This is a genomic window from Pseudomonas reactans (assembly GCF_013387025.1).
Taxonomy (GTDB): Bacteria; Pseudomonadota; Gammaproteobacteria; order Pseudomonadales; family Pseudomonadaceae; genus Aquipseudomonas; species Aquipseudomonas reactans.
Genome location: NZ_JACAQP010000003.1, coordinates 275,408 through 287,360, shown reverse-complemented (window position 1 = coordinate 287,360; position 11,953 = coordinate 275,408). Strand labels below are relative to the sequence as shown.

Genomic DNA, 11,953 nt, shown 5'->3' with positions numbered 1-11,953 from the left:
ATGCCGCAGGTCATTTTTCTGCCACACGCCGAGCATTGCCCGGACGGTATGGTCGTGGAGGCTGAGACCGGCAAGTCCATCCTCGAAGTTGCCCATGACAACCACATCGAGATCGAAAGTGCTTGCGGCGGCGTCAATGCCTGCACCACCTGTCACTGCATTATCCGCGAAGGTTTCAACAGTCTCGAAGAGGCCGATGAGCTGGAAGAGGACTATCTTGATAGGGCGTGGGGCCTGGAGCCGACATCGCGCCTGAGCTGTCAGGCGAAAGTAGGGACTGAAGACCTTACCGTCGAAATTCCGAAGTATTCGCTCAACCATGCCGCCGAAGCGCCGCATTGATTCAAGGAAGTGTCATGAGTCTTAAATGGGTTGATGTACAAGAGATCGCTATCCTGTTGGCCGATGCCAACCCTGATCTGGATCCTTACTCTCTGAACTTTGTAGCTTTGCGTGACATGGTCATGGCATTGCCAGGGTTCGAAGATGAGCGTGATCGCGGCGGTGAGAAGGTTCTGGAAGCTATCCAGACCGCCTGGAAAGAAGAACAGGACTGACGCCTCCCTTTACGCAGTTAGGCAATACCCAATAACCCGCGTATAATTCGCGGGTTTAATTTTTCGTAAATTACCGTTTCTGGAGTTACACCATGGCTGTTCAACGTACTTTCTCCATCATCAAGCCTGACGCTGTTGCAAAAAACGTCATCGGCGAGATCACCACTCGTTTCGAAAAAGCCGGCCTGAAGGTTGTAGCTTCGAAACTCAAGCAACTGTCCAAGGCTGAAGCTGAAGGCTTCTACGCTGAGCACAGCGCTCGTGGTTTCTTCGGCGACCTGGTTGCCTTCATGATCTCCGGTCCTGTTGTTGTTCAGGTTCTGGAAGGCGAAAACGCTATCGCTCTGAACCGTGAGCTGATGGGCGCTACCAACCCTAAAGAAGCGGCTGCCGGCACCATCCGTGCTGACTTCGCTGAATCCATCGACGCCAACGCTGTACACGGCTCGGATTCCGAAGCTGCTGCTGCTCGCGAAATCTCGTACTTTTTCGCTGCTACTGAAGTAACCGCTCGCTAAGCATCGGCTTAAAGAGTGAGGGTGAATCCATGACTACATCGACTGTTAAAACCAACCTGCTGGGTCTGACCCAGCCGGAAATGGAGAAATTCTTCGACTCAATCGGGGAGAAGCGTTTCCGTGCCGGTCAGGTAATGAAATGGATTCACCACTTTGGCGTCGACGATTTCGACGCCATGACGAACGTCAGCAAGGCCCTGCGCGACAAGCTCAAGGCCATTGCTGAGGTGCGTGGTCCCGAAGTGGTCAGCGAGGACATCTCCAGCGACGGCACCCGTAAGTGGGTGGTGCGCGTGGCGTCCGGCAGCTGCGTCGAGACCGTGTACATTCCCCAGGGCAAACGCGGCACCTTGTGCGTTTCGTCCCAGGCAGGCTGTGCCCTGGACTGCAGTTTCTGCTCCACCGGCAAGCAAGGCTTCAATAGCAACCTCACCGCCGCCGAAGTGATCGGCCAGGTGTGGATTGCCAACAAATCCTTTGGCAGCGTCCCGGCAACCGTCGACCGTGCCATCACCAACGTGGTGATGATGGGCATGGGTGAGCCGCTGCTGAACTTCGACAACGTCATTTCGGCCATGCACCTGATGATGGACGACCTGGGCTACGGCATCTCCAAGCGCCGCGTGACCCTGTCGACCTCTGGCGTGGTACCGATGATCGATGAGCTGGCCAAGCACATCGACGTCTCCCTGGCGTTGTCGCTGCATGCACCGAATGACGCATTGCGTAACCAATTGGTGCCAATCAACAAGAAGTATCCGCTTAAGATGCTGCTCGAATCTTGCCAGCGTTACATGGCGACCTTGGGCGAAAAACGCGTGTTGACCATTGAGTACACGATGCTCAAGGACATCAACGACAAGGTCGAACACGCGGTCGAGATGATCGAGCTGCTCAAGGATACCCCGTGCAAGATCAACCTGATTCCGTTTAACCCGTTTCCACATTCTGGCTACGAGCGGCCGAGCAACAACGCCATCCGCCGTTTCCAGGATCAACTGCACCAGGCTGGCTACAACGTGACCGTCCGCACCACGCGTGGTGAAGACATCGACGCCGCTTGTGGCCAATTGGTAGGGCAAGTGATGGACCGTACCCGCCGCAGCGAGCGTTATATCGCCGGACGCGAAGTGAAAGCCGCCGACGATTTACCGCTGATTGCTGTGAATCGAATCTGAGAGAGGATCTCTATGCCCTTGCGCCTTGCGCTGCTTTTGCTTGTTACCGGTCTCGCGGCCGGTTGTGTTTCATCGGGTCATGAGAACCCTTTGCAAACCGGTAAAGGCCGTGACGAGGCGCGGGTTGCCTATGTGCAACTGGGCTTGGGTTATCTGCAACAAGGCATGAGCGAGCAGGCCAAGGTGCCGCTGAAGAAGGCCCTGGAGCTGGACAGCGACGATGCCGACGCCAATGGCGCACTGGCCCTGGTGTTACAGGCCCAGGCCGAGCCTGAACTGGCCGAACAGTATTTCCATAAGGCACTGGCCTCCCGGCCTGCCGACCCGCGGCTGCTGAACAATTACGGCAGCTTCCTGTTCGCGCAGAAACGTTATGACCAAGCCGCCCTTTATTTCCAGCAAGCCAGCGCCGATACCCTCTATCCTGAGCGTTCGCGGGTGTTCGAGAACCTTGGGGTGACCTCGATGCGCCTCGGTCAGCGCGACAGCGCCCGCCAGCAACTGGAAAAAGCCCTGCATTTGAACGGTCGCCAGCCTCGGGCGTTGCTCGAAATGGCTGAGTTATCCTTTGATGACAGGCATTATGTGCCGGCACGTGACTATTACGAGCGTTTTAGCCTGCTCAGCGGGCAAAATGCACGTAGTCTATTGCTCGGTGTGCGCCTGGCGACGGTTCATGAAGAACGCGACACGGCCGCACGTTTTGGCCAGCAACTCGAACGACTCTATCCCGGTACGCCGGAATATCAGCAATACCTGTCGGAGCAATGATGAAAGCGGCGCACCCGGAAGTTGTAGCAGCTAATCGCGTAAACCCAGGCGACACCTTGCGTCAGGCCCGCGAAAGCAATGGTTGGTCGCTGGCGGAAGTGGCCCTCAAGCTCAATTTGACCACGACGTCCCTGGGCAACCTGGAAGCCGGCGCGTTCGATAAGCTGCCTGGGCACACCTTTGCCCGCGGCTATATCCGCGCCTATGCCAAATTGCTGGGTATCGACCAGGCCATACTGGTTCAGGAGTTCGACCAATTCACCGGCACCGATTCCCAAGGCAGCAATGTCCACGGCCTGGGGCGTATCGAAGAGCCGGTGCGGGTTTCCCACACGATTTTGCGCATTGTCAGCCTGTTGCTGCTGATCGCGGTCATTGGTGGCGGTTTCGTCTGGTGGCAAGACCAGACCTCCCAGCGCACCAAGGACCTGACCAGCAACGCCATGGAGCACGTCGAAGTCGAGAGCGCTGACGGCACCACCCAGATTCACCCGCTGGATGAGCCGGAAGACCAGGCTGTTGCCGAAAGCCAGGCCGCGCCGGAAGCAGCGGCTGTCACCGAGCAGCCAGCCGCACCGGAAACCGCGCCAGCCGCGACTGCTGCCGCACCGGCTCCTGCAACGCCTGTTGCCCCGGCTCACACGCCGGCCGCTCCAGTGCAGACGCCAGCGACTCCGGCTCCCGCCGCTCCCGCTGCCCCTGCGATTTCGCCGCCCACCACCCCAGCGTTGATCGCCGGTGATGGCCGTGTACAGATTACCTTCATCGCTGACTGCTGGACGCAAGTCACCGATGGCAACGGCAAAGTGCTGTTCAGCGGTCTGAAGCGTAAGGGAGATACGCTCGACCAGGGCGGCAAGCCTCCTTTGACGCTGCGTCTGGGCTTTGCCCGTGGCGCGCAAGTGGCCTACAACGGCCAGCCTGTGGACGTAGCGCCGTTCACCACCGGCGAGACCGCTCGCCTGAAGTTGGGACAATAGTCATGCACGGCGAATCTCCAATCAAACGTCGCGTATCGCGCAAGATCTGGGTCGGCTCGGTGCCGGTGGGTGGCGACGCCCCCATCGCGGTGCAAAGCATGACCAATAGCGACACCAATGATGTGGCCGCCACTGTTGCCCAGATCAATCGTCTGGAAGCGGCCGGCGTGGACATAGTGCGCGTCTCCGTGCCAGACATGGACGCTGCCGAAGCCTTTGGCCGCATCAAGCAACTGGTCAAGGTGCCATTGGTTGCCGACATTCACTTCGACTACAAGATCGCTTTGCGCGTGGCCGAACTGGGTGTGGACTGCCTGCGTATCAACCCGGGCAACATCGGTCGTGAAGACCGTGTGCGTGCGGTGGTTGATGCGGCCCGCGACCGTGGCATTCCAATCCGTATCGGCGTCAACGCCGGTTCCCTGGAAAAAGACCTGCAAAAGAAATACGGCGAACCGACTCCGGCTGCGCTGGTTGAATCGGCGCTGCGCCACGTTGAGCACCTTGAACGCTTGAATTTCCAGGACTTCAAGGTCAGCGTAAAGGCCTCCGACGTGTTCATGGCGGTAGAAGCCTACCGCCTGTTGGCCAAGGAAATCGTGCAGCCGCTGCACCTGGGTATCACTGAAGCAGGCGGTTTACGCTCAGGCACAGTGAAATCTGCGGTAGGTCTCGGTATGCTGCTCGCCGAAGGGATTGGCGATACTATCCGCATCTCGCTGGCAGCAGACCCTGTAGAGGAAGTGAAAGTCGGTTACGACATTCTCAAATCCCTGCGTCTGCGTTCCCGTGGCATCAATTTCATTGCCTGCCCGAGTTGCTCGCGGCAGAACTTCGACGTGGTTAAAACCATGAACGACTTGGAATTGCGCCTTGAAGACCTGCTGGTGCCGCTGGATGTTGCAGTGATCGGTTGCGTGGTCAACGGGCCGGGTGAGGCCAAAGAGGCCCACGTGGGTCTGACCGGTGGTACGCCGAACCTGATCTACATCGACGGCAAGCCGGCGCAGAAGTTAACGAATGACAATCTGGTGGACCAGCTCGAAAGACTGATCCGCGAGAAAGCGGCCGAAAAGGTCGCGGCTGACGCAGCGCTGATCGCGCGCGGCTGATTGAACGAATTTAAGGATTTGATGTGAGCAAGTCTTTGCAAGCCATTCGTGGCATGAACGACATCCTGCCGGAACAGACGCCGCTGTGGCGCTATTTCGAGGGCACTGTCGCGCGCCTGCTGGATAACTACGGTTACAAGCAGATCCGCATGCCGATCGTCGAGTTCACCGAGCTGTTCAAGCGCTCCATCGGTGAAGTGACCGACATCGTCGAAAAAGAGATGTACACCTTTGAAGACCGCAACGGCGACTCCCTGACCCTGCGTCCGGAAGGCACCGCTGCGTGCGTGCGAGCCGTGCTTGAGCATGGTCTCACCGGTGCTGGCCAACCACAGAAATTGTGGTACATCGGCCCGATGTTCCGCCACGAGCGTCCACAGAAAGGTCGTTATCGCCAGTTTCACCAGATCGGCCTGGAAGTGTTCAACATCGACGGCCCGGACATCGACGCCGAGCTGATCGTGCTGACTTGGCGCCTGTGGGGCCTGCTGGGCATCCGCGACGCGGTCAAGCTTGAACTCAACAGCCTGGGCACCAGTGAATCCCGCGGCCGCTACAAAGTGGCCCTGGTCGAGTACCTGTCCGCCCACCTGGACAAGTTGGACGAAGACAGCCAGCGCCGTCTGAAGACCAACCCGTTGCGCGTCCTCGATACCAAGAACGCCGACACCCAGGCCGTGCTGGTCAACGCGCCGAAAATGGCCGACTACCTGGACGACGAGTCCCGTATCCACTTCGAGGGCCTCAAGGCTCGCCTGGATGCGGCCGGTATTCCGTTTGTGATCAACACCAAGCTGGTGCGCGGCCTCGATTACTACAGCAAGACCGTGTTCGAGTGGGTCACCGACAAGCTCGGCGCCCAGGGCACCGTGTGTGCTGGTGGTCGTTACGACGGCCTGGTCGAGCAGATGGGCGGCAAGCCGACCACCGGCGTGGGCTTCGCCATGGGCATCGAGCGGCTGATCCTGCTGCTGGAAACCCTGGAGCAGGTTCCGGAAGAGATCTCCCGTCAGGTGGATGTGTACCTGTGCGCCTTTGGCGAGGCCGCCGAACTGGCTGCCCTGGCCCTGAGCGAAAAGGTCCGTGACCAACTGCCCAACCTGCGCCTGCAAGTCAATGCCGGCGCTGGCAGCTTCAAGAGCCAGTTCAAGAAGGCCGACAAGAGCGGTGCGCTGTATGCATTGATCCTCGGCGATGACGAATTGGCCCAGCAAGTGATAGGTTTCAAACCCCTGCGTGGCCAGGGCGAGCAACAGAACATTGCCTTTGATGCGCTCGCCGCGCACTTGGCCACCTGCGTCGTGCAGGGTTGAAGCTGTCGAACAGCCGAATTTAGCGATTAAGGAGTATTGGGGTGTCGAGTTCTGATGATGATCAACTGGCCGAGTTCAAGGACTGGTGGCAGCGTAACGGCAAGCCCCTGGTTACTGGCGGCCTGCTGGCTTTAGTGGTGGTATTCGGCTGGCAAGCCTGGACCAAGTATCAGGCCAACCAGTCCCAAGGCGCCTCGATCCTCTATCAGCAATTGCTGGAAACCACCCTGACGCCGGACGGCAAGCCTGATCCTGCGCAGGTTGCAGACCTGGCCGGCAAGCTGAAGAACGAATTTGGCGGTAGCACCTACGCCCAATACGGCAGCCTGTTCGTCGCGAAAGTCGCGGTCGATACCGGCAAGCTGGATGACGCTGCCGCTGAGCTGAAGGCCATCGCCGACAAGCCGACCAACCCGACCCTGGGTGAAATCGCACGTCAGCGCCTGGCTCAGGTACTGGCGGCACAGAACAAGGCTGACGAGGCACTCAAACTGCTCGACGGCGATGCTGACAAGGCATTTGTAGCCACTCGCGAAGAGCTCAAGGGCGACCTGTTGGTCCAATTGGGTCGTACCGACGAAGCCAATGCTGCGTACCAAAAAGCCAAGGCGGCGCTGTCTGATGAAGCGGCGGTCGGTGGCTTACAAATCAAGCTGGACGACTTGGCCAAAGGGGATGCGTGACGTGATCCGTTGGAAACATGCAGCATTGCTGGCTCTGGCCGTTCTGGCCGCGGGTTGCAGCAGCAACAGTAAAAAAGAACTGCCTCCGGCCGAGCTGACCAGCTTCAAGGAAGAAGTGGTCCTGCAAAAGCAGTGGAGCCGCTCCATCGGTGACGGTCAGGGCGACACCTACAACATGTTGGTACCGGCAATCGACGGTGACAACATTGTGGCCGCTGACGTGACCGGCGTGGTGATCTCCATGGATCGCATGAACGGCGACGTGAAGTGGAAGAAAGACCTCGAATTGCCAGTCTCCGGCGCCGTCGGCGTGGGTTACGGCATGGTGATGCTCGGCACGCTGAAAGGCGAAGTCGTGGCCCTGGACTCCAGCACCGGTGAAGAGAAATGGCGCGCTCGCGTGACCAGTGAAGTCCTCGCACCGCCTGCCACCAACGGCGATATCGTCGTGGTGCAAACCCAGGACGACCGTGTAATCGGCCTCGACGCCAGCACTGGCGAACAGCGTTGGTTGTACGACAGCACCCCAGCGGTACTGACGTTGCGCGGTACCAGTGGTCCGATTGTGACCAACAATCTGGCCGTTGCAGGCCTGTCGACCGGTAAAGTGGTCGCCCTGGATACCCAGAACGGCGTGCCGGCCTGGGAAACCCGTGTGGCCATCCCGCAAGGTCGTTCCGAGCTGGACCGCGTAGTGGACATCGACGGCGGCCTGCTGCTGTCCGGTGAAACCCTCTACGTCGCTACCTACCAGGGCCGTGTTGCCGCACTGGACCTGCAGAGCGGCCGCGTTAACTGGCAGCGTGATGCTTCCAGCTACGCCGGTGTCGCCCAAGGGTTTGGCAGCGTCTACGTAAGCCTGGCGTCAGGCACCGTTGAAAGTGTCGACGAACGCTCTACTACCGCGCTGTGGAGCAACGACTCCCTGGCTCGCCGTCAACTGTCGGCACCGGAAGTGTTCTCCAGCTACGTCGCAGTCGGTGACTTCGAAGGCTACCTGCACCTGCTGAGCCAGGTGGACGGTCGCTTCGTGGGTCGCGAGCGTATCGACAGCGACGGCCTGCGTGCGCGTCCGCTAGTCGTGGGTAACATGCTTTATGTGTTTGGCAACAGCGGCAAGCTGGAAGCCCTGACCATCAAGTAAGAACTATGCTTGGGGTAACACCCAGGCGGCCCCGCTTCGGCGGGGCATGCGGCATTTAATTATGCTGCCCCGAGCACCAGCCGCTGCCCTGCAGCGGCTTTTGTATTTTCTGAAATAACGAAGTGGAGAGCCGCATGGTTCCCGTAATCGCCCTGGTGGGCCGACCTAACGTCGGCAAGTCCACCTTGTTCAACCGCCTGACCAGGACTCGCGACGCCATCGTCGGCGACTTGTCCGGTCTGACCCGTGATCGCCAATACGGTGAGGCAAAGTGGCAAGGGCGCTCCTACATTATTGTCGACACCGGTGGTATCTCCGGTGACGAGCATGGCATGGACGAAAAGATGGCCGAGCAGTCGCTGCTGGCCATTGAAGAAGCCGATGTCGTGTTGTTCCTGGTGGACGCCCGTGCGGGCTACACCGCTGCTGACCAAATGATTGGCGAGCACCTGCGCAAGCGCAACAAGCGTTCCTATCTGGTCGCGAACAAGATCGACAACATCGATCCTGAAGCGGCCCGTGCCGAATTCAGCCCGATGGGCCTGGGCGATGCGATTCCGGTCGCCGGCGCTCACGGTCGCGGTATCACCCAGATGCTGGAAATTGCCCTGCGCGATTTCCCTAAGGATGATGTCGAGGAAGAAGAGGGCGAAGAGGAAATCGTTGCCGAAGGTGAGGAAGCCAAGCGCATTCCTGGCCCAAGTGAAAAAGACGGTATCAAGATCGCTATCATCGGTCGCCCTAACGTCGGCAAGTCGACCCTGGTCAACCGCATGCTCGGTGAAGACCGGGTTATCGTGTACGACCAACCCGGCACCACCCGCGACAGCATCTACATCCCGTTTGAACGCAACGAGGAAAAGTACACGCTGATCGACACCGCCGGTGTGCGCAAGCGCGGCAAGATCCACGAGGAAGTTGAAAAGTTCTCGGTGGTGAAAACCCTGCAGGCGATCAAAGACGCCAACGTGGTGATCTTTGTGATGGACGCCCGCGAAGGCGTGGTGGACCACGACCTCAACCTGCTGGGCTTTGCCCTGGAGGCCGGTCGGGCACTGGTGATCGCGATCAACAAGTGGGATGGCATGACGCCAAGCGAGCGCGATTTCGTCAAGATCGAGCTGCAACGTCGGTTGTTCTTCGTCGAGTTCGCCGATATCCACTTTATCTCGGCTCTGCACGGCACCGGCGTGGGCAACCTCTACGCGTCCGTACAGAACTCGTTCAAGTCCGCGGTCACCCGCTGGCCGACCAACCGCCTGACCCAGATCCTGGAAGACGCGGTTGGCGAGCACGCGCCACCGATGGTCAACAACCGCCGGATCAAACTGCGTTACGCCCACTTGGGTGGTGCCAACCCGCCGATTATCGTGATCCACGGTAACCAGATCGAGAAGGTGCCGAAGTCCTACGTGCGTTACCTGGAAAACACCTACCGCCGTGTCTTGAAACTGGTCGGTACGCCGATCCGTATCGAGTTCAAGGGTGGCGAGAACCCATACGAAGGCAACAAGAACACACTGACTGACCGTCAGGTGAACAAGAAGCGTCGTTTGATGACTCACCACAAAAAGGCCGACAAGAAGCGCCGTGACAAGAAGTAACGGCAGCTTCAAGTGGTGAGAGAGGGCTCCTTTGGAGCCCTTTTTTGTGCGCGGTGGTTTGTGCCTTGACCCGGTGCAGTTGGCAGCTTAAAACTTGGGGCTCACCTGCAGGGGCCTTTCGATGATCACCAGCAAGCTGCCGAATGTCGGCACGACCATTTTTACCACCATGTCGCAACTCGCTGCCGAAACCGGCGCGCTCAACCTGTCCCAGGGTTTCCCGGACTTCAATGGCCCCCAGGCTTTGCTCGATGCGGTGGGCAAGCACATCGCCCTCGGGCATAACCAATATGCGCCAATGACCGGGTTGCCGGTGCTGCGTCAGCAAGTGGCCGCCAAGATCGCCCGCAGTTACGGCGCCACGGTCAATGCCGACAGTGAAGTGACCATCACCCCTGGCGCCACCGAGGCGATCTTCTGCGCGATCCAGGCCGTGATTCGCACGGGCGATGAAGTGATCGTGTTCGACCCCAGCTACGACAGCTATGAGCCTTCGGTGGAGTTGGCTGGCGGTCGCTGCGTGCATGTGCAACTGACCCTGGACGGCTTTGCCCTCGACTTCGAGAAGATCAAGGCGGCGCTGTCACCGCGCACGCGCATGATCATTCTCAATACCCCGCACAACCCGACAGGTGCCTTGATCAGCCGCGCCGAGCTGGACCAATTGGCCGAACTGATCCGTGACCGTGATATCTACCTGGTCAGCGACGAAGTCTACGAACACCTGGTCTTTGACGGCGTGGCCCATGTCAGCGTGTTGGCCCATGAAGAGCTTTATCAGCGCGCGTTCGTGGTCAGCTCTTTCGGCAAGACCTATCACGTCACTGGCTGGAAAACCGGCTATGTCGTCGCGCCGCCAGCCCTCACCGCCGAACTGCGCAAGGTGCACCAATACGTCAATTTCTGCGGCGTGACCCCACTGCAATACGCGCTGGCGGACTTCATGGCCGAACATCCGGAGCATGTCGATGAGCTGCCAGCTTTCTACCAGGCCAAGCGTGACCTGTTCTGTGATCTGCTGGCGCCGTCCCGTTTCAGCTTTACCCGAGTGACCGGCACCTACTTCCAACTGGTGGATTACTCACAGATCCGCCCGGATCTGGATGACGTCGCCATGTCCCTGTGGATGACCCGCGAACACGGCGTGGCCACCATCCCGGTCTCGGTGTTCTACCAGACCCCACCCCAAGGCCAGCGCCTGGTGCGCCTGTGCTTTGCCAAACGCGAGGAAACGCTGCGCCAAGCGGCGGGAAAACTATGCGTGATCTGAGTGCACTGCCGAACCTGAACATCGCCCTGGTGCAGACCAGCCTGGCCTGGCATGACCGCCAGGCCAACCTCGAACATTTCGAGCTGCTGTTGGAGCAAGCCAAAGGCGCCGACCTGATCGTGTTGCCGGAGATGTTCACCACCGGCTTCTCGATGGAGTCGCAAGCCCTTGCAGAGCCTGAAAACGGCCCGACCCATCATTGGCTCCAGGCCCAGGCGGCGAAGCACAACGCGGTGATCACCGGCAGTGTGATCATCCAGGCCGCCGATGGCAGCCACCGCAATCGCCTGCTGTGGGCGCGTCCGGATGGTGAGGTGCTGCACTACGATAAGCGCCACCTGTTCCGCATGGCCGGTGAGCACAATCACTACACGCCGGGCGAACGCCAGGTGCAGTTCGAATTGAAGGGCTGGCGTATTCGCCCGTTGATTTGCTACGACCTGCGTTTCCCGGTGTGGAGCCGCGATGCCCAGGACACCGACCTGCTGCTGTACACCGCCAACTGGCCGGGGGCGCGGCGTTCACACTGGAACCGATTGCTGCCGGCGCGGGCTATTGAAAACCTTTGCTATGTGGCCGCAGTGAATCGGGTGGGCACGGATGGGAAGGGCTTTGCCTACACCGGGGATAGCCAGGTGCTGGACTTCCAGGGTGAGACCTTGCTGAGTGCGGGGGAGGCGGATGGGGTGTTTCAGGTGAGCCTGGATGCGGCGGAACTGGCTGCGTATCGCAGCCGGTTTCCAGCCAACCTGGATGCCGATAGTTTCCAGTTCGTCTGACAGATCGCTTTCGCGGTCAAGCCCGCTCCCACATTCGACCGTGT

General features: G+C 59.5%; 13 protein-coding genes. All 13 read left to right on the top strand.

What is annotated here, in order from left to right:
* The 13 genes from fdx (at position 1) to HX793_RS03280 (ending at position 11,909) form a co-directional block, all read left to right on the top strand.
* Positions 1-342: an ISC system 2Fe-2S type ferredoxin gene (gene fdx, locus HX793_RS03340; protein ID WP_016977666.1), complete on the top strand. Its 342-nt coding sequence runs from the start codon at positions 1-3 to the stop codon at positions 340-342.
* A gap of 14 nt (positions 343-356) precedes the next feature.
* Positions 357-557, top strand: coding sequence for a Fe-S cluster assembly protein IscX (gene iscX, locus HX793_RS03335; protein WP_016977667.1), 201 nt, complete (start codon positions 357-359; stop codon positions 555-557).
* A 92-nt stretch (positions 558-649) separates the two neighbouring features.
* On the top strand, positions 650-1,075 hold the full coding sequence (ndk, locus tag HX793_RS03330; RefSeq protein WP_003175956.1) for a nucleoside-diphosphate kinase: 426 nt from the start codon (positions 650-652) through the stop codon (positions 1,073-1,075).
* A 29-nt stretch (positions 1,076-1,104) separates the two neighbouring features.
* Positions 1,105-2,253, top strand: coding sequence for a dual-specificity RNA methyltransferase RlmN (rlmN, locus tag HX793_RS03325; protein WP_016977668.1), 1,149 nt, complete (start codon positions 1,105-1,107; stop codon positions 2,251-2,253).
* Between the two features lie 12 nt (positions 2,254-2,265).
* The gene (gene pilW, locus HX793_RS03320) at positions 2,266-3,024 is read left to right on the top strand and encodes a type IV pilus biogenesis/stability protein PilW (protein WP_177094102.1); all 759 of its coding nucleotides are present in this window, start codon (positions 2,266-2,268) and stop codon (positions 3,022-3,024) included.
* The gene (locus HX793_RS03315; protein WP_177094104.1) at positions 3,024-4,004 is read left to right on the top strand and encodes a RodZ domain-containing protein; all 981 of its coding nucleotides are present in this window, start codon (positions 3,024-3,026) and stop codon (positions 4,002-4,004) included. The genes pilW and HX793_RS03315 overlap by 1 nt, the downstream gene beginning before the upstream one ends.
* Positions 4,005-4,006: 2 nt before the next feature.
* A complete protein-coding gene (ispG, locus tag HX793_RS03310; protein ID WP_016977671.1) occupies positions 4,007-5,116 on the top strand; it encodes a flavodoxin-dependent (E)-4-hydroxy-3-methylbut-2-enyl-diphosphate synthase in 1,110 nt (369 codons plus the stop codon).
* A 23-nt stretch (positions 5,117-5,139) separates the two neighbouring features.
* Positions 5,140-6,429, top strand: coding sequence for a histidine--tRNA ligase (gene hisS, locus HX793_RS03305; protein ID WP_027605419.1), 1,290 nt, complete (start codon positions 5,140-5,142; stop codon positions 6,427-6,429).
* A gap of 41 nt (positions 6,430-6,470) precedes the next feature.
* Positions 6,471-7,112: a YfgM family protein gene (locus tag HX793_RS03300; RefSeq protein ID WP_016977673.1), complete on the top strand. Its 642-nt coding sequence runs from the start codon at positions 6,471-6,473 to the stop codon at positions 7,110-7,112.
* Complete coding sequence (gene bamB, locus HX793_RS03295) at positions 7,105-8,256, top strand: outer membrane protein assembly factor BamB (protein ID WP_016977674.1); 1,152 nt, start codon at positions 7,105-7,107, stop codon at positions 8,254-8,256. Before HX793_RS03300 ends, bamB begins: the two co-directional genes overlap by 8 nt.
* A gap of 134 nt (positions 8,257-8,390) precedes the next feature.
* Entirely contained in the window at positions 8,391-9,860 is a 1,470-nt protein-coding gene (gene der, locus HX793_RS03290) for a ribosome biogenesis GTPase Der (protein WP_016977675.1), read from the top strand.
* Positions 9,861-9,981: 121 nt separating this feature from the next.
* Positions 9,982-11,130, top strand: a complete 1,149-nt coding sequence (locus HX793_RS03285; RefSeq protein ID WP_177053429.1) for a pyridoxal phosphate-dependent aminotransferase — start codon at positions 9,982-9,984, stop codon at positions 11,128-11,130.
* The gene (locus HX793_RS03280) at positions 11,118-11,909 is read left to right on the top strand and encodes an amidohydrolase (RefSeq protein WP_177053428.1); all 792 of its coding nucleotides are present in this window, start codon (positions 11,118-11,120) and stop codon (positions 11,907-11,909) included. Before HX793_RS03285 ends, HX793_RS03280 begins: the two co-directional genes overlap by 13 nt.
* The last annotated feature ends 44 nt before the right edge of the window (positions 11,910-11,953 follow it).

Coding starts and splice junctions, on each gene's coding strand:
- pilW (WP_177094102.1), top strand. CDS start 2,266: ATGCCCTTGCGCCTTGCGCTGCTTTTGCTTGTTACCGGTCTCGCGGCC.
- der (WP_016977675.1), top strand. CDS start 8,391: ATGGTTCCCGTAATCGCCCTGGTGGGCCGACCTAACGTCGGCAAGTCC.
- ispG (WP_016977671.1), top strand. CDS start 4,007: ATGCACGGCGAATCTCCAATCAAACGTCGCGTATCGCGCAAGATCTGG.
- rlmN (WP_016977668.1), top strand. CDS start 1,105: ATGACTACATCGACTGTTAAAACCAACCTGCTGGGTCTGACCCAGCCG.
- bamB (WP_016977674.1), top strand. CDS start 7,105: ATGCGTGACGTGATCCGTTGGAAACATGCAGCATTGCTGGCTCTGGCC.
- iscX (WP_016977667.1), top strand. CDS start 357: ATGAGTCTTAAATGGGTTGATGTACAAGAGATCGCTATCCTGTTGGCC.
- HX793_RS03285 (WP_177053429.1), top strand. CDS start 9,982: ATGATCACCAGCAAGCTGCCGAATGTCGGCACGACCATTTTTACCACC.
- fdx (WP_016977666.1), top strand. CDS start 1: ATGCCGCAGGTCATTTTTCTGCCACACGCCGAGCATTGCCCGGACGGT.
- HX793_RS03315 (WP_177094104.1), top strand. CDS start 3,024: ATGAAAGCGGCGCACCCGGAAGTTGTAGCAGCTAATCGCGTAAACCCA.
- ndk (WP_003175956.1), top strand. CDS start 650: ATGGCTGTTCAACGTACTTTCTCCATCATCAAGCCTGACGCTGTTGCA.
- HX793_RS03280 (WP_177053428.1), top strand. CDS start 11,118: ATGCGTGATCTGAGTGCACTGCCGAACCTGAACATCGCCCTGGTGCAG.